General features: G+C 61.5%; 7 protein-coding genes. All 7 read left to right on the top strand.

Annotation, left to right across the window (positions count from 1 at the left end):
- The 7 genes from HMPREF0045_RS02335 to HMPREF0045_RS02305 all read left to right on the top strand — a co-directional run bounded on the left by HMPREF0045_RS02335 (position 1) and on the right by HMPREF0045_RS02305 (position 18,451).
- On the top strand, positions 1–2,046 hold the full coding sequence (locus HMPREF0045_RS02335; RefSeq protein WP_005985124.1) for a primosomal protein N' family DNA-binding protein: 2,046 nt from the start codon (positions 1–3) through the stop codon (positions 2,044–2,046).
- A 36-nt stretch (positions 2,047–2,082) separates the two neighbouring features.
- A complete protein-coding gene (gene fmt / locus HMPREF0045_RS02330) occupies positions 2,083–3,024 on the top strand; it encodes a methionyl-tRNA formyltransferase (RefSeq protein ID WP_005985122.1) in 942 nt (313 codons plus the stop codon).
- On the top strand, positions 3,024–4,577 hold the full coding sequence (locus tag HMPREF0045_RS02325; RefSeq protein WP_005985119.1) for an RsmB/NOP family class I SAM-dependent RNA methyltransferase: 1,554 nt from the start codon (positions 3,024–3,026) through the stop codon (positions 4,575–4,577). Before fmt ends, HMPREF0045_RS02325 begins: the two co-directional genes overlap by 1 nt.
- Positions 4,578–4,615: 38 nt before the next feature.
- A complete protein-coding gene (gene rpe / locus HMPREF0045_RS02320; RefSeq protein ID WP_005985118.1) occupies positions 4,616–5,281 on the top strand; it encodes a ribulose-phosphate 3-epimerase in 666 nt (221 codons plus the stop codon).
- A gap of 209 nt (positions 5,282–5,490) precedes the next feature.
- Positions 5,491–7,338, top strand: coding sequence for an ATP-binding protein (locus HMPREF0045_RS02315; RefSeq protein WP_005985116.1), 1,848 nt, complete (start codon positions 5,491–5,493; stop codon positions 7,336–7,338).
- On the top strand, positions 7,335–8,936 hold the full coding sequence (locus tag HMPREF0045_RS02310) for an acyl-CoA carboxylase subunit beta (RefSeq protein ID WP_005985114.1): 1,602 nt from the start codon (positions 7,335–7,337) through the stop codon (positions 8,934–8,936). The genes HMPREF0045_RS02315 and HMPREF0045_RS02310 overlap by 4 nt, the downstream gene beginning before the upstream one ends.
- Positions 8,937–9,025: 89 nt before the next feature.
- Positions 9,026–18,451, top strand: a complete 9,426-nt coding sequence (locus HMPREF0045_RS02305; RefSeq protein ID WP_005985112.1) for a type I polyketide synthase — start codon at positions 9,026–9,028, stop codon at positions 18,449–18,451.
- The last annotated feature ends 7 nt before the right edge of the window (positions 18,452–18,458 follow it).

Below are 18,458 nucleotides of genomic sequence, written 5' to 3'. Positions count from 1 at the left end.
ATGAGTGTGTCGCTGCCGTTATTCGCTACCGGTAGCGTACAAGGTGAGCTGCTTGCTATACCTGAAAGCGAAGAACTACCGGTTGCGGGCCAGTGCGCGCAGCCGGTAGCGCGCATAGTGCTGGAGCAAAGCAACTCCCACCTGGATCATTTTTTTGACTACCTAGTTCCACCTGAGCTAGATCAGCAAGCTCAACCCGGGGTAGCGGTGGAGGTGCCCTTTGGGCCCCAACGTCTGCAGGGCTGGATCTGGGAAAGGTCGCAAACTTCCTCACTGAAACTAAGTAAACTGCGCCCAATTAGGCGGGTAATTAGTGATTTAGAGCTAGTGCCGGCCACTAGTCGCACCCTAATAGATCGCTTGTCTCAGCGTCTGGGCTGCGATAGGGCTTCACTGCTACGCCTGGCTATGCCTGCGCGTAACGGCAAGGTTGAAAAAGAAGTAAAAGCTCAGGAAGTAGATTTTGAGGTTTGGCAGCGTTACGACGCTGCCGCTTGGAATAGCTATGAGCTAGGCCAGTCACTGCTACTAGCTTTAGTCCAAGGTAAAGGCCCCCGCTGTAGCTGGCAGCCCCTGCCCGGGCAGTTAAATACCGGTGTATTGGCTGCTGTGCAGGCCGTACTGACAGCTGGCCGCGCCGCCATGATTGTGGCTCCAAACGCTCGTAAAGCTAATGATTTAGCCCAATTTTTAAGCCAAGCCCTGGGTAAAGAACCGGTGCTGACGCTTACTAGCGAAATGAAGCCCTCTGCGCGCTATCGGGTATTTGTCAAAGCCCTGCTGGGGCAAACCCGCATCGTGGTGGGCACCCGCGCCGCCGCCTGGCTACCCCTTAAAAATCTGGGCCTGGCAGTTTTAGTTGATGACGAAGATAGCTCCTTAATCGAAGCGCATCACCCCTATGTTCATGCCCGCACAGTTTTAGCTACCCGGGCCATGAGTGAAAGCATTGGCCTGATTGTTGCCAGCTACTCCTGCTCGGTGCAAAGCGCCTCCTGGGTTCACCAAGGTTGGATGCAGCGGGTAGCCGCGCCGCGAGCTGTTTTACGTGCGCAGGTGGCGCAGGTAAATGTGCAAGATCTACTAGATGTTGAGCGTGAAGGCGACAGCGGTCGCAGCCGTATTCCCTCCCTAGCGCATCGTTTTGTGCGCACCGCCCTGGCCCAAGGGCCGGTATTGGTGCAGGTGGCCAGGGGAGGATATGCCCCCATGTTGGCCTGCCAAGATTGTCGCGAGGTGGCCCGCTGTCCGCACTGCAATGGTCCACTGCAACTAGGCCAAGGCGCCAGGCTCAGTTGCCGCTACTGTGGGCGGCCTCAAAGCGCTTTTAGGTGCACTAACTGTGGCAGTGGCCTACTACGTATGGTCAAAGTGGGCTCTATCCGCACCGCTGAGGAACTGGGTCGCTCCCTACCGGGGGTGAACGTACTGATTTCTGGGGCCAGCGCCAGTCATGGGGTTATCGACAGTGTGGATGAAAGCCCCCGCTTGGTGGTGGCCACGCCCGGCGCTGAGCCGGTGGCACGCGGCGGCTATAGCGGCGTACTACTGCTAGATGGGGCAGCTACTAGTCAACGTGCAGAACTAGGTAGTGGCGCTAAAGCTTTACGCCACTGGTCTAATGCGGTGGCGTTGGTGCGTCCAGGGGGTAGGGCCATGCTAGTGGGGGACCCTGAGCCGGTTTCAGCTCAAGCCCTTTTACGCTGGGACCAGTTTGGCTATGCCATGCGTGACCTGCAAGAGCGCCAACAGTTGCACCTACCCCCAGCTTGGCGCTGCGTGCGTTTTGATGGGCTGCGTACAGATGTGGGCCAGTGTTTAGACCAAACCGCCGGGATCCTACTGGATTTGGGGCAGGCTGAGTGCCTGGGGCCAGTTTCGATAGAAACTGAGCAGCCAGGCTTAGGGCCTTACTGTGGCTTGCTGCGGGTGCCGTTAAACCTGGGTGCGCAGCTAGCCCAGGCAGTGCGTCAGATGCGAGTAGAGCGCTCAGCTAAAGGAATGCGCAATGTGCGGGTACAGTTCGACCCGCCGCAACTGTGGTAGTTGGGCCCATGGGCTTAGCCCCGTAAACTTGTTGCTATGCGTGTGCTTTTTGCTGGTACCCCCGAGGTTGCTGTACCCACCTTGCAAGCTTTACTAGATAGCGAGCATGAGGTGGTGGGCGTACTAAGTCGCGCCGATGCCCGTCAAGGACGTGGACGTAAACTAGTGCCTTCCCCGGTGGCTGCCTTGGCCCGCGAGCACAATCTAAACGTTTTTACCCCTGCCTCGCTGCGCAATGAGGAAGCTAGCCAATGGGTGCACGAGTGCCAGGCTGATGTGGCGGTAGTAGTGGCCTATGGGCGTATTGTGCCCGCGAATTTACTGGCTGTGCCCACCCATGGTTGGCTTAACCTACACTTTTCGCTACTGCCGGCCTGGCGAGGAGCGGCCCCGGTGCAGCGCGCCATTATTAATGGCGATCAGGTCACTGGCGCAGCAGTTTTTGCGCTAGAGGAGGGGCTAGATACCGGTCCGATTTACGCCCAGCTAGAGCGCCCTATTGATCCGCGTGACACTTCCGGCTCCCTACTGTCTGCTTTAGCCGACGACGGCGCCCCGCTGGTTTTGCAGGTACTGCAGGCTTTAGCTAACGGTCAGGCAGTAGCTACGCCGCAGGCCAGTGAAGGTATCAGTGAAGCCCCCATGCTGGCAGTAAGCGACGCTAAAGTTGACTGGAACACCAGCGCCGTCGTTATTGACCGCCTAATTAGAGGCGTAACCCCCGCACCTGGCGCCTGGACCACCCTGGCCGGCGCCCGCCTGCGCCTAGGGCCAGTTGAACTAGTGGACGCCCCCCAACTAGAGCCGGGTGAGGTATTAGCTTCTAAACGCCAGGTGCTGGTAGGCACCGCAGATGGGGTAGTGGCGCTAGGGCAAGTAGCTCCCGCCGGTAAAAAGTGGATGGATGCAGCTGCCTGGGCGCGCGGGGCCCGATTGGCTGAGCACACGGTGCTAGGCCAGGAAGTAGAGGCTAACTGATGGGCTCTCAAGGTAGCTTTGGGCGCTCTAACTCCGGCAACCAGCGCCGAGGTCAAGGCCGCGAGCGCGGCCGCGCTAACGCCGGTGGTAAGCACAACCGCACTAAAGCGGCTCCCGTTAAAGATTCTCAGTTGGCTCCGGTAAATGCGCGGCGAGTCGCTTTTGACTGTCTGCGTGCGGTGCGTGAAAACGACGCCTACGCCAACTTGGTGCTACCTAAACTTATTCGCCGCGCGCGTCTAGATAAGCGTGACGGCGCCTTGGCCACAGAACTGGTTTATGCCACCTGCCGGATGCAGGGGCGCTATGACGCGATCATTGGTCACTGTACTAACCGGCCGGTAGAGCAGATTGATGGTGATGTTCTAGATGTTTTGCGCCTTGGTGCCCACCAAATTTTGGATATGCGGATTCCTGCCCATGCGGCTGTGTCCTCAGCGGTGGATTTAGGCCGTGAGGTGGCCGGGGGTGGGGCCGCTAAGTTCATTAACGCAGTTTTGCGTCGGGTAAGTGAACGCAGTGGTCAGCAGTGGCTGCAGGTACTAACCCAGGATGCTGGAATTGATCTGGGCACCACCCCTTTGGAGCAGATCAGTGACGTAGATGCGCTGGCAGTGCGTTACTCTCATCCGCGCTGGATTGTTAAGGCACTGCGTCAGGCTTTGATCGTTAACGGGCGCAGTGAAAGTGACCTGATCAGCTTGTTGGAGGCAGATAATCAGCCGCCTGCGGTTAGTGCCTGCGCGCGCCCAGGCTGCATCAGCCCCAAGGAGCTAATTGACCAAGCTAGCCGCGTAGGTGAAGGGGCTAAGCCGGGTCGGCTTTCCCCTTGGGCAGTGACTTTACGGGGCGGCGATCCAGGCCGGATTGAAGCTATCCGTGACAGTCGCGCCGGAGTAGAAGATGAAGGCTCACAGCTGTGCGCCGGTATTTTGGCCCACGCCCCGCTAGAAGGACGCGACACTAACTGGCTGGATATGTGCGCTGGACCTGGTGGTAAGGCTGCTTTACTGGGGGCTTTAGCCGCGCAGCGGGGCGCCACTTTGCTGGCCAATGAGGTCAGCCACCACCGCACCAAGCTAGTGGCTGACTCGGTTAAGGCCCTGCCTAGTGGGGTGGTTAGCTTGCGTACCGGTGATGGGCGTGATTTTGGTGAGCAGGAAAGCGGCAGCTATGACCGCATCTTGCTGGATGCCCCCTGCTCGGGGCTGGGTAGCCTGCGCCGTCGTCCTGAGTCACGCTGGCGTAAGCAAGAAAGCGACGTCGCCGAGCTAGCTAGCTTGCAACGTCAGCTGCTACTAAGCGCCCTTAACGCACTACGCAGCGGGGGAGTAGTGGCTTATGTCACTTGCAGCCCGCATGTTTTAGAAACCTCACTGGTGGTTAAAGATGCGCTGCGTCGCTTCAAGCAGGCCAGCTTGCTTAATGCCGGTGAAGTAGCCGCCCAGCTAAGCCTAAGCCCCATCAGCGGTTGCCAACAGCAGATGCTACAACTATGGCCAGACACTGACGGTACTGACGCCATGTTCTGCGCCTTAATTCGGCGTGACTAATGCCGAGCCACAAACCCAATAACCAGAAGGAAAAAGCCATGCGCGCGCAGATCAGCCCCTCCATCCTTAACTGCGATATCGCCAACCTAGCTAGCGAATTGCAGCGTATCGACAATGCCGATGGGGTGCATGTGGACATTATGGACAACCACTTTGTACCCAACCTGTCTTGGGGACTGCCGGTAGCCCAGGCGGTGGTTGAAAACACCAAACTGCCTATCGATGCCCACCTGATGATCACTGACGCCGACCGTTGGGCCCCGGCCTACGCTGAGATTGGCTGCCACACTGTAACCGCACATGCTGAAGCCACCGCTGCGCCGGTGCGCCTGGCCCGTGAACTACATCGGCTTGGGGCTCAAGCTGGTATTGCCCTGCGCCCGGCCACGCCCCTAGCTGCAATTGCCGACGTGATCAGCGAGTTCGACATGCTGCTGATTATGACGGTAGAGCCGGGCTTTGGTGGACAAAGCTTCCTAGACATTATGCTGCCTAAAATTGCTCAGGCCAGGGCACTGCTCAGTAAAGACAATCTTGATATTCGTCTGCAGATTGATGGCGGAGTTTCGCGGAAAACTATCGAACGAGCCGCCGAGGCAGGTGCAAATGTGTTCGTAGCAGGGTCGGCAGTCTACAAATCAGAAGATGCTCACCGCGAGATTGACACCCTACGCGAATTAGCTACAACCCACCTTTGTGGCTGATTTGGCGCCATTTCGCCAAGATTAGGGGCTACTAAAAATAGTTTCTCGAATATTGTAGGCATCCTACAATGGGCATATGGCTCTTGGGGCTTTAACCTTGTATATAACGGTTTGGCATAGCTACCTTACATAGCTTCCCGCGAAAGGCGGCTAGCCTGACCCCCCTGACCGATAACGGTTAGGCCGTCGAGTACAAGGAAGGGGCAGCGGTGAGTCTGGATCGAATCTTGATTGCCAATCGATCTGAGATCGCGATGCGCGTAACGCGTACCATCGCGGATCGAGGCGGCAAATCAATCCTGCCGTACACAGCTGAAGATCTAACGGCACCAGCAACGGCGCTAGCAGATGAAGCCTACGCATTGCCAGCAGGAAGCGGCTATACCGACGCGCAGGCAATACTTGAACTTGCCAAGTCTACGGGTGCTCAGGCCATTCACCCCGGCTATGGCTTCCTGGCTGAAAACGTTGAGTTTGCCAAGGCAGTAATTGATGCTGGTATCACCTGGATCGGTCCGTCCCCTGAAGCTATGGAGGCCCTGGGGGACAAGATGAGTGCCCGCCAGGTGGCCGAGAGTGCCGGCGTCGACCCAGTCCCCGGCATCACCGATGCCGTAACTGAAGCTAGCGTGGTTAAAGAATTCGCTGCCCGCTACGGCTACCCGGTAGCCCTTAAGCGCACCGACGGCGGTGGCGGTCGCGGCATCACCGTGCTCTACAACGACGACGAAGTAGACACCACCCCGGCCCTGGACGAATTCCAAACTGCCACCCCCGGAACTGCTGGCGGCACTGTCACCCAGATCCTCGAAAAGTTCATCACCCATGCCCGCCACGTAGAAACCCAGTGCGCCCGCGATACCTTTGGTAACTTCGCAGTGGTTTCGACACGTGACTGCACTTTACAGCGACGCAACCAGAAACTGCTTGAAGAAGCCCCCGCTCCCTTCCTTCCCGCAGACATTGAGCACAAACTGGTTGAAAACTCTCGGCGCCTGTTTGAAGCAGTCAACTATGTAGGTGTGGGTACCTGCGAATTCCTCTACACCGATGAGGGCGACCTGTGGTTCTTGGAAGTTAACCCGCGCCTGCAGGTAGAACACTGCGTCTCTGAAGAGGTTTCAGGTACTGACCTGGTAGATATTCAGCTGCGTCTAGCAGAAGGCCAGCGTCTACCTCAGCTAAAGCCGGCGCAGGGCCACTCGATTGAACTGCGTATCACCTGTGAAGACCCCGCCCGCGCGCTAGCTCCCACCACCGGCACCATCACCGGGGTGCACTGGCCCGCTGGGCACGGCGTACGCGTTGAATCCGGTATTGCCGTTGGCGATGAGGTCACCCCCTTCTTTGACCCGATGCTAGCCAAACTGGTTATCACCGGCCCCACCCGTCAGGCAGCTATTGCCCGGGCGCTACGGGCCCTGCGCGAAACCTCCATTGAGGGACTAGCCACTTGCCTAAGCGCCCACGAAGCAGCTCTTAAATCCCCGGCTTTCACCGCCGTCGTCGACGGCCACGAGGCAGCCGAAAACTACACGGTTACCACCCGCTGGATCGAAAACGAGCTGCTACCCACCCTGATTGACGAGAACGCTCAGGCAGCTGCAGCTAGTGGCGCCGCCACCGCTCCGGTAGAGCGCCGCGAAGTAATCATCGAGGTAGACGGGCGCCGTGTAAAGCTGGGCGTGCCCGCAGACCTATTTACTGCCACCGCCATTGCCGTGCCCGTAGAAGGGCCGCTAGGCACTAGCGCCCCGGTCAGCTCCATCACTCAGCCTCTACGCGCCGGTCGCGGCTCACGCGGCGGCCACAACGCAGTGCAGGAAGTCAGTGACGGCTGCGTTACCGCCCCTATCCAGGCCATTGTCACCCGCATCGCGGTAGAAGACGGCCAGCAGGTAGAAGAGGGCGAGCTGCTGGTGGTGTTAGAGAGCATGAAGATGGAGAACTACGTGCGGGCTCCTCATGCCGGCGTAGTGGAGCTAGTGGGAGTAGCCACCGGCGCTACCGTCAGTGCTGGTGACGTGCTGCTTAACCTACACAAGGAGGATCAGTGAGCGCTCCTAAGCTAGAACCGGGCCAGTCCCTAGCTGACTGCCCAGCCACTAAAGAATTTCGTGAGCGCCACGAGCAAGTGGCCCGCGCCGCCGAAGAACACGCCGCTCAGCGCCAGCACGCCAAAGGCAAAGGTACTGCCCGCGAGCGCATCGACCAGCTACTAGATAACGGCTCCTTCCTGGAGGTAGGCCAGTTCAGTGGCTCCGGGGTAGGCGCCAACGCCAAGCCCTCTGGTGTGGTTACCGGCTTTGGCACCATTGATGGGCGTCAGGTGGCCGTGTACTCACAGGACTTTTCCGTTCAGGGTGGTTCGCTGGGCTCAGTTGAAGGCGACAAGATAGTGCGTCTGCTCGACGACGCCCTACGCCTGCGTATCCCGATTATCGGCCTGATTGACTCTGGCGGTGCCAAGATTCAAGAAGGTGTGGGGGCGCTGCGCTACTACGGACGTATCTTCAACCGCACCTGCGCCGCCTCAGGTCTAGTACCCCAGATCAGTGTCATCTTGGGTCCCTGCGCCGGAGGTGCGGTGTACTCACCGGCACTTACCGACTTTGTGATCGCTACCCGTCAGGCTTCTCACATGTTCGTCACCGGCCCCGACGTAGTGCGGGCCACCACCGGTGAGCGCATTAGCGCGGAAGAACTTGGTGGCGCCGACATTCACGGCTCAGTCACCGGTGTGGTGCACTATGTGGCTGAAGATGAGGCTGACGCCCTAGCCCAGGTACGTACCCTGCTGGCTTACCTGCCTTCCTCATCTGAGCAAAAAGCTCCGCGCTACCAGTACCCGCCTGAGGCTGCCGCCGCTGACGCTAAGGCTGCTGAAAAAGTTGGCTACCTAGTGCCGGCCTCAACCCGTCAGCCCTACGACGTCGTCGAGGTAGTTAGCGCGATCGTAGACCACGGTGAGCTAGTGCAGGTCCAGGAAGACTTCGCCCAAAACGTGGTGGTGGGTCTGGCCTGTATCGAGGGCCGCCCGGTAGGTATCGTGGCGAACCAGCCCCTGGTCGATGCGGGCACACTAGACGTGGATGCTTCCGAGAAGCTGGCGCGTTTCGTGCGTTTTTGTGACGCCTTCGGTCTGCCCGTAGTGACTTTCGTGGATGTACCTGGCTACCGCCCCGGTGCTCAGCAGGAGCACGCCGGCATTATTCGTCGCGGCGCCAAGGTCATCAACGCCTACGCCACCGCCACCGTGCCGCTAGTAACCGTAGTGCTACGTAAAGCCTATGGCGGTGCCTACATTGTTATGGGCTCCAAATCTATTGGAGCTGACCTGAACTTCTGCTGGCCTGGCGCCGAAATTGCGGTGTTGGGTGCGGCAGGTGCGGTGGGTATCATTCACCGCCGCCACTTCGCTGAAATTGAAGCTACCCAGGGACGTGAAGCGGCTCAGGCCGAACACGAACGCCTGCTAGCACGTTACAGCGATGAAGTCATCAACCCCGACAAGGCTGTGGCCCTGGGTGAAATCGACGCGGTTATCGCGCCTGAAAACACTCGCACGGTTATCGCCGAATCTCTGGCTGCGTTGCTCGCCAAACAAGACGTGCACCGCGCCGGCGCAAAGAAACACGACAACGGGCCTTTGTGACGCCCACTTAGAGTGGCGTAACCCTACGCGCACTCCACCGGGCGCATGCCCTACGAGATATTTGCAAGCTTTGAAAACAAGGAGTTTTTATGACTACCACTAGCGCTAAACAATCAGTCGCTAGTCGTCTGCACGCAGGTGAATCATTCATTGTTTCTTTCGGCGGTCAGGCTACCCCGTGGCGTGAGACTTTAGAGTCCCTAGTAGCCACCGATTCACGTCTAGCCAGCGAGCTAGTAGCTGTTGACCAGGCTGTACGCGACCGCCTGGCCCCGGTGGCCACCGACCTGCTAACCATTTCCCCTGCCGGTGGGCGCATGCTGGATGACGAGGGTGGCGTAGTCACCTCCGGCTCTGGCGCCGAGGTTTCCGTACCCGGTATTTTGCTAGCCCAGCACGCTGCCCTGGTGGCTGCCGCTCACACCAGCGTTGACCTGATTGACTCCAGCCTGCGTCCGCGCGCCGTGATCGGTCACTCCCAGGGCATGCTGGGTGTGGCCCTACTGGAGTCGCTACGCGCCGCCAGCGCCCACCGCGGCGAAAACAACGCTGAAGTAGTTGAGATTCACGCCGTAGCCCGCCTGATTGGCGCCGCCGCCGCCCGCAGCGTACGCCGCGCTAACCTGGGTCCCATTGGTGAAGTCACCCCCATGCTCTCGGTGCGTGGCGTGCCGCGCGCGGCCCTGGACCAGGTACTTAACGCTGCTGGCCTAAGTGAGCACATCAGCATTGGGGTTACCAACGGCCGCGCTGCTTTCATCCTTTCCGGCCGCCCGGCAGACCTGGAAGCTGCCGTATCCGCCCTAGAGTTTGCGGCTAAGCGCTCTGAGCGCGAACACAAAGAACGCCTGCGTGGGGGAGAGGTCCTAGCTCCTATCTGTGAGTACCTGGACACCACCGTCCCCTTCCACTCCCCGCTGCTTGAAGGCGCTGTCGAAGACACTGTGGAGTGGGCTAACAGGTGTGGTATCAACCCCGAGCTGGCTCGCTACCTGGCCCAGGCGGTGCTGACCGACGTCGTCGACTGGCCGGCCACCGTACGCGAGGCGGTAGGCACCGACGCCACCGGCAAGGCTGAAGCCAAGCTGATCGTCGACCTAGGCCCCGGCGCGGTACTAGCCCGCATGAGCGAAGCCATCGTGCAGGGCACCGGCGTTACCGTGGTGGTAGCCGGCACCAGCGCTGGCATCGACAAGCTCGACCGCAGCGATTACGCCCCTGCCCCCACCGTGGACCGCAGCGCTTTCGCCCCGCACCTGAGTCGTCTACCCGACGGGCGCCTGTCACTGGACACCGCTTTCACCCGTCTAACTGGCCGCAGCGCCATCATGCTGGCGGGTATGACCCCCACCACCGTGGACCCGGCTATTGTGGCTGCCGCCGCTAACGCTGGCTACTGGGCTGAGCTAGCCGGTGGCGGTCAGGTAACCGCCGAGGTGCTGAACCGTAACCTGGCTGGCCTGGAAGCCGCTCTGGAGCCGGGACGCACCGCCGCCTTCAACGCCATGTTCATGGACCGCTACCTGTGGAACCTGCACCTAGGTACCCAGCGCACCCTGATCCGTGCCCGCGCCGCCGGCGCCCCCATTGACGGCATCGTGATCACCGCTGGTATTCCTGAGCGTGAAGAGGCCGTGCCGCTACTGCGCCGCCTACGCGACGAGGGCTTCCCCTACATTGCGCTTAAGCCCGGTACCGTTGACCAGATCAAGCAGGTGCTGGCAATTGCCCGCGAAGTTCCCGAAATGCCCGTCATCATTGAGATTGAAGACGGTCACGCCGGTGGACACCACTCCTGGGAAGACCTGGACTCGATGCTACTGGCCACCTACGACGCCATTCGCGCCGTAGACAATGTGGTGCTAACCGTCGGTGGTGGTATCGGTAAACCTGAGCGCGCCGCTGACTACATCACCGGTCGCTGGGCCCTGGCCTACGGCACCGCTCCCATGCCGGTTGACGGTGTGTTTGTGGGTTCTGCCGCTATGACCTGCCTGGAAGCTAAGACCAACGACGACGTCAAGCAGCTGCTGGTTGACACCCCCGGAATTTCCCCCAGCGACAATGGTGGCTGGGTTGGTTCCGGTAAGTCTGCCGGTGGTATGACTTCGGGTCTAAGCCACCTGCGCGCTGACCTATACGAAATTGACAACTCCTCGGCTAAGGCCTCGCGCCTGATCCAGGAGCTGGCTGGCGACGAAAAGCTGATGGCTGCTCGCCGCGACGAAATGATTGAGGCCCTATCCCACACCGCCAAGCCCTACTTTGGCGACATGGAGTCCATGAGCTACCTGCAGTGGGCTAAGCGCTACGCACAGCTGTGTGTAGCTCCCGCCTCGGCTCGTCCCGAGGCCACCAAGCCCGCCGACTACTGGGCTGACCTGGACTGGGCTGACCGCCTGCTAGACCTGCTGCACCGCATTGAGGCTCGTGTAAGCGAAGCCGACCACGGCCAGATTGTCACCCTATTCCCGGATCTAGACTCCGTACTGGACGCCGACGCCGCCATTGCCCGTCTAGCCGAAGCCTACCCGGCTGCGGACACCACCCTGGTGGAGCCGGCAGACGCCGCCTGGTTCGTTGACCTGTGCCGCAAGCACCCCAAGCCGGTGCCGTTCGTGCCCGTAGTTGACGCCGACATTCTGCGCTGGTGGGGCACCGACTCACTGTGGCAGTCCCAGGACCCGCGCTACACCGCTGACCAGGTACGTATCATTCCTGGCCCGGTGTCCGTAGCTGGTATTACCACCATTAACGAGCCTGTTGGTCACCTGCTAGGCCGCTTCGAAACCGCTGCGGTAGAGGCTCTGCTAGCCGCCGGGGTTGACCCGGTAGATGCCGCCGCCCGCCTAGGTGAATGCGACGGTAAGGCAGTTGGCTCCCGCCCGGTAGCTGACGTTAACGCCTTCGTACGCTCCACCCCGCACGTAGTGTGGAACGGTCACCTGACCACCAACCCCGCTGTGGTTCTGCCTAGCGACGCTTACCAGGTAGTGGCCCGCCCCGACGTGGCCGCTGACGCCTACGACCTAGACATTAAGCTCGACACCCACTGGGATGACCTACCTGGTGGCGAGCAGATCCACGCCGTGCGTCGCCTGGTAGTGCCGCTGCGTTTGGACGGTACCTCCGATGGAGCTGCCCCCGAGGTAGACCCCAGCCGTATCTCCCAGACCATGGGTGACCTGCTGGTTAACACCGCCGGTGTGGGTAACGTGTCCATTGTTGGTGACCACATCACCTCCCTGCCTGCCGTCCAGAGCGCCGTCGCTGGTGCCCTTGACGCTAACGGCAAGGTAGCCAACCAGCCCTTCGGCACCGTTCACGACACCTTCACCCTGGCCTCCACGCTGGGTTACGACCACGGCGCGGTTACCGCTGACGCTCTGCCTGAGACCCTCTCCGCTGCCGCTATCGTCCCTGACGCCCTGCTAGGCCCGTGCTGGCCGGTGGTATACGCCTGCCTCGGTTCGGTAGTTGAAGATGGCATGCCGCTGATTGAAGGTCTGCTGGGCGCGGTCCACCTGGACCACACCGTGGATTTGCGCGCTGACCTAGAGCAGCTAGCCGCCAAGCAGCCCTCCCTGCGCGTAAGCGTTGATGGTTGGGTTGAGGCCCTGGAAGAATCCAGTGCCGGCCGCGTGGTAGCCGTGCACCTAGAGCTGCGCGACTTCGCCACTGGTGAGCTGATCGCCATCATGACTGAGCGTTTCGCTATTCGTGGCCGCGCCCACGGCACCGCCACTCCTTCCGCTCCGGCCGTAGCCGGTGGCACCGGACGCGAAATCGCCAACTCTGCCCGTCGCCTCCTGCGCCGAGTAAAGGTCACCGCCCCGCGCGACATGACCGCTTTCGCTCGCGTAACCGGTGACTTCAACCCGATCCACACCTCCTACAACGCCGCCAAGGTGGCTGGTATGAGCGCCCCGCTGGTACACGGCATGTGGCTGTCTGCCACCGCCCAGCAGGTAGTTGCCTCAACCGACCCTGAGGGTGGTCACTACGACATCGTGGGTTGGACCTACACCATGCACGGCCCGGTCGAGCTTGGTGACCAGGTAGAAATCTCCGTAGAGCGCACCGGCCTGGTGCGTGGCGGCGGCTTCCTGCTGGAGGCAACCTGCCGTATCAACGGTGAGATTGTTTCTCGCGGCACCGCCGTTACCCGCGCTGAGCGCACTGCCTACCTCTACCCGGGCCAGGGTATCCAGGCCCAGGGCATGGGTCTAGACGAGCGTTCCTCCTCTAAGGCTGCCCGCGAGATCTGGGACCGCGCCGACGCCCACACCCGCAAGGAACTGGGCTTCTCTATCCTGGCCCTGGTGCGTGACAACCCCACCGAGCTCACTGCTCGCGGCGTCACCTACCGTCACCCCAAGGGGCTGCTGAACCTGACCCAGTTCACCCAGGTGGCCCTGGCTACCGTGGCTATGGCTACCACCGCGCGTCTAGAAGAGGCCGGTGCCCTGGTAGAAGGCGCTGCCTTCGCCGGCCACTCGCTGGGTGAGTACACCGCGCTAAGTGCCTACGGGCGTGTGTTCCCGGTGGAAACCATGATTTCTATCGTGTTCCAGCGTGGTTCCACCATGCACACCTTGGTGCCGCGTGCTGAAGACGGTTCCTCCAACTACCGTATGGGCGCGCTGCGTCCCAACCAGTGCGGTATTGGCGCCAGTGAAGTTGAGGCCTACGTGGCCGAAATTTCTCAGCGCACCGGTGAGTTCTTGCAGATCGTTAACTACAACCTGGCCGGCGTGCAGTACGCAGTTGCCGGTACGGTTGCGGGTCTGGAGGCACTAGCCGCTGATGCCCGTGCACGTGCCAAGGCACGCGGCGGCAAGAACCCCTTCATGCTGGTGCCCGGCATTGACGTGCCCTTCCACTCCAGCGTGCTGCGCCCGGGTGTGGACGAGTTCCGTAGCCGCCTAGACGCACTGGTACCTGCCGACATCGACATCGAACGCATGGTTGGTCTGTATGTACCCAACCTGGTAGCTCGACCCTTCGAACTAACCCAGGACTTTGCCCGCTCCATCCTTGAGGTTGTGCCCTCCGCCCAGGTGGAAGCCATCTTGGCTAACTGGGATGCATGGATTGCCCAGCCGGTAGCTTTGGGCCGCGCCCTGCTGATCGAGTTGCTGGCTTGGCAGTTTGCCTCGCCGGTACGTTGGATCGAAACCCAGGATGTCCTGTTCACTCCGGTTGACCGTGGTGGCCTGGGCATTGAGAAGGTCATCGAGGTGGGTCTAGCTGCTTCACCGACCCTGGCCAACCTGGCCAGCCGCACCCTGGCTTTGCCGCACCACGCCGGTAACCACGTGACCGTTTACAACGCTCGCCGTGACGAGGCCCGCGTTCTGGCCACTGACACCGACCCGGCTGTTGCTGACGAGGTGGTAGTGGAAGAGCCCGCCGCACCCGCCGCAGCTGAACCGGCTCCTGCCGCTGCGCCCGCCCCGGCTGCTGCACCGGTAGCTGCCCCCGCTCCTGCCGCTCCCGCTGGCGCCCCCTCCGGAGCCGACGTCGCGGACCTGCCCTTCACCGCTAAGGATGGTCTGAACGTTTTGCTGGCCCACTCGGCCCGCATCCGCCCCGACCAGATCGGCGCTACCGACACCACCGAGACCCTAACCAACGGCGTATCTTCACGTCGTAACCAGCTGCTCATGGACATGGGCACCGAGCTGGAACTGGCCTCCATTGATGGTGCCGCCGACGCTGACATGAGCGCACTAGCTGCCACCGTGCTTAAGGGTGCACCTAACTACAAGCCCTTCGGCCCGGTACTGAGCGAAGTTATCCGCCAGTCCATCTCCAAGCTCTTTGGTCCTTCTGGACAGCGTCCAGCTCGCATTGCTGAGCGAGTACAGCGCACCTGGGGCCTGGGTGAAGGCTGGGCTGCCCACGTAAACGCCGCTGTGCTGCTGGGCACCCGTGAGGGCGCCTCCATGCGTGGCGATGACCTAGCTACCTTGGGCACCACTGGTCCGCTCAAGAGCGCAGCTGAGGTAGATGCCCTAATCGACCGCGCGGTCCAGGCTGTGGCCAGCGACCACGGCGTGAGCGTAGCCATGCCTAGCGCTGGTGGCTCCGGCGGTGGCGCCCAGGTTTCCTCTGAAGCCCTTGACGCCTTCGCTGCCGGTCTAATTGGCCCCGACGGCGCTCTGGCTACCACCGCCCGCACCCTGCTTGACACCCTGGGTCTAACCGAAAAGGTGGCCGTGGCCTCCGAGCAGGTTGACGATGAAGCTGAGCGCACCCGCGTGGCCCTGGAGGCGATTACTGCCGAGCTAGGCCCCAACTGGGTAGCCTCGGTAACTCCCAGCTTCGACTCGCGTCGCGCAGTACTGATCGATGACCGCTGGGCCAGTGCCCGTGAAGACCTGGCTCGCATCGCCACCGGTGAGATCAACGCTGAGACGGTTAACGCCGAAAGCTACACCGGTTTGGGCCGGGCTGTAGCCGACCAGGCTGCCTGGTGGGCCCGCCAGATGCGTGAAGCTGGTGCCAGCGAGCGTGTAGCCGGCGTACTTGAGCACATCAGCCAGGTGGCCGCCATCAAGGCTGAAGCTGGTAGCGCCCCGGTGCGTTGGGCCAACGAGGTTGCGGTTGTAACCGGTATGGCTCCGCACTCTATCGGTGCTGCGGTGGTGGCTGAACTGCTTTCTGGTGGCGCCACCGTAATCGCTACCGCCTCGCGCCTGAACCACAAGCGTCTAGAGTTCGCTACCGAGCTCTACCGTCAGCACGCCTCCAATGGCGCGCAGCTGTGGATGGTGCCGGCCAACCTGTCCAGCTACCGTGACGTAGACGCCCTAGCCCAGTGGATCGGTAACGCTGAAGTAGTCACCTCCGGTGGTACTTCAACCCTGGTCAAGCCGGCCCTGGTGCCCACCTTGCTGTTCCCCTTCGCTGCTGGGCGTGTGGCCGGTTCGCTGGCCGACGCCGGTCCGGAGACTGAGTCTCAGGCCCGTTTGCTGCTGTGGAGCGTGGAGCGCAGCATTGCTGCCCTGAGCGCCATCGGCACTGACACCAACGTGGACCACCGTCTACACGTAATCCTGCCTGGTTCGCCTAACCGCGGTACCTTCGGTGGCGACGGTGCTTACGGCGAAGTCAAGAGCGCTCTGGACGCCATTGTTAACCGCTGGTCCAGCGAAAAGCAGTGGGCTCAGCGCGTCTCGCTGGCACACCCGCGTATCGGTTGGGTGCGTGGCACCGGCCTGATGGGTGGTAACGACCCGCTGGTGGCCGCTGTTGAGGCCGCCGGGGTACGCACCTGGTCCACTGAAGAAATCGCCCACGAGCTGGTTGAGCTGTGCACCGAGCAGGTACGCGCTCAGGCTGCGGTTAAGCCGGTTGAGGCTGACCTGACCGGTGGCCTGGGTGACAACGTTGACCTGGTGGCGCTGCGTGAAAACGCTGCCAAGGCTGCAGCTGGCCAGACCAGCGAGCCGGTTGAGGCCAGCGCTACCATCGCCGCTCTGCCCAGCCCGGCCACACCGGTTCAGCCCACCGCACCTAACTGGGGCGAGGTTGAAGCTGACCTGGAAGACATGGTGGTTGTGGTTTCTACCGGTGAAGTATCCACTTGGGGTAGCGGCCGTACCCGCCGCGAAGCTGAGCTGGGTATGACCGGTGGCGACGACGTCGAGCTCACCGCTGCCGGCGTACTCGAACTGGCCTGGGGTATGGGCCTGCTGACCTGGCAGGACTCGCCTAAGGCCGGCTGGTACGACACCGAGGGCAACCTGGTTGACGAGGCTGACATTCTCTCGCGTTACCGCGACGAGGTAGTGGGCCGCTGCGGTATCCGCGAATTCGTTGACGACCAGCTGATCGCTCCGGTGGCAGATGAAGAGGTTGAGGTTTACCTGGACCGCGACATCTCCTTCAACGTTGCCGATGAGGCTACCGCCCGCACTATCGCTGACTCTGACCCGGCACACACCCTGATCAGTGAAGACAGTGAAAGCGGCGAGTGGATCGTGACCCGCCTGGCGGGTTCGCTGGCCCGCGTACCGCGCCGCGCCGCGCTGAGCCGCACTGTAGGTGGCCAGTTCCCGCGTGACTTCGACCCGCAGCGTTGGGGTATCCCGGCGTCCATGACCGAGTCTTTGGACCGGATCGCCTCTTGGAACCTGGTTACTGCCGTTGAGGCCTTCCTCAACGCTGGTTTCAGCCCCGCCGAGCTGTTGCAGGCTGTGCACCCGGCCGATGTGGCCTCCACTCAGGGCACCGGTTTTGGTGGCATGGAGTCAATGCGCAAGATGTTCGTTGGCCGCTTCCTCAACGAGGAACGCCCCAGTGACATTTTGCAGGAGGCCCTGCCTAACGTTGTGGCCGCACACGTGATGCAGTCCTTCATCGGTGGTTACGGTTCCATGGTGCAGCCGGTTAGCGCCTGCGCAACTGCAGCCGTATCCATTGAAGAAGGTTGGGACAAGATCGCACTGGGTAAGGCCCAGGTGGTGGTTGCCGGTGCTATCGACGACATCTCGGTTGAGTCCGTGGTTGGCTTCGGTAACATGAACGCCACCGCTGAGGCGGCTGCCATGAAGGCTAAGGGCATCAGCCCGCGTCACTTCTCACGTGCTAACGACCGTCGTCGCGGCGGCTTCGTGGAAGCCCAAGGTGGCGGTACCGTCATCCTGGCCCGTGGTGACGTAGCGGCCAAGCTGGGTCTGCCGGTTGCTGCAGTGCTTGGTTTCGTCTCTTCCTACGCCGACGGCGCCCACACCTCCATCCCGGCCCCGGGCCTGGGTGCTCTGGCTGCGGGCCGTGGCGGCAGCAACTCGCGTCTGGCTAAGTCTTTGGCCAAGCTGGGCGTTGAGCCTGACGACATCGCCGTGGTGTCCAAGCACGACACCTCCACCGGTGCTAACGACCCCAACGAGTCTGAACTGCACACCCGCCTGGCTCGGGCACTTGGCCGTAGCGAGGGTAACCCGCTGGTAGCGGTCTCCCAGAAGACCATCACTGGTCACGCTAAGGGTGGTGCCGCAGTGTTCCAGGTGGCCGGTTTGACCGAAATCCTGGCTACCGGTGTGGCTCCGGGTAACGCCTCGCTGGACTGCGTGGACATCAAGCTCAAGAAGGACAGCTTCTGGATCTGGCCGCGTAAGGCTATGCGTCTGGCTGGCCGTGGCGGCGAAAGCGGTCGCGTGCCTGGTGCTGGTCCGATCCGTGCCGGCTTGGCTACCTCGCTGGGCTTCGGACACGTATCTGGCCTGCTGGCCATGGTTCACCCCGGTGCTTTCGAATCTGCCCTGCGTAAGGCTGGCGGCCAGCAGGCCGTCGACGCCTGGCTGGCTAGCGCCAATGCCCGCCTGGCTGCCGGTACGCGCCGCCGCCGCGCCGGCATGATCGGCCGCGTGGCCCTGTTCGAGCAGATCGATGGCCGTCGCCTGGGTGAAGAAACCGAAACCCGCGACCCGCACGAGGTTGAGGCAGCCATGCTGCTTGACCCCGAGGCCCGCTTGGGTGCCGACGGTGTTTACCACGCTGGTGAGTAATAGCTAG

It is taken from the genome of Actinomyces graevenitzii C83 (assembly GCF_000239695.1).
Taxonomy (GTDB): domain Bacteria; phylum Actinomycetota; class Actinomycetes; order Actinomycetales; family Actinomycetaceae; genus Actinomyces; species Actinomyces graevenitzii.
Note: the sequence above shows the minus strand (reverse complement) of the source record. Positions and strands in the feature narration are given on the sequence as shown.

Excerpts from the sequence above, each read along its gene's own strand:
- fmt (WP_005985122.1), top strand. The coding sequence starts at position 2,083 with ATGCGTGTGCTTTTTGCTGGTACCCCCGAGGTTGCTGTACCCACCTTG.
- HMPREF0045_RS02335 (WP_005985124.1), top strand. The coding sequence starts at position 1 with ATGAGTGTGTCGCTGCCGTTATTCGCTACCGGTAGCGTACAAGGTGAG.
- HMPREF0045_RS02325 (WP_005985119.1), top strand. The coding sequence starts at position 3,024 with ATGGGCTCTCAAGGTAGCTTTGGGCGCTCTAACTCCGGCAACCAGCGC.
- HMPREF0045_RS02305 (WP_005985112.1), top strand. The coding sequence starts at position 9,026 with ATGACTACCACTAGCGCTAAACAATCAGTCGCTAGTCGTCTGCACGCA.
- rpe (WP_005985118.1), top strand. The coding sequence starts at position 4,616 with ATGCGCGCGCAGATCAGCCCCTCCATCCTTAACTGCGATATCGCCAAC.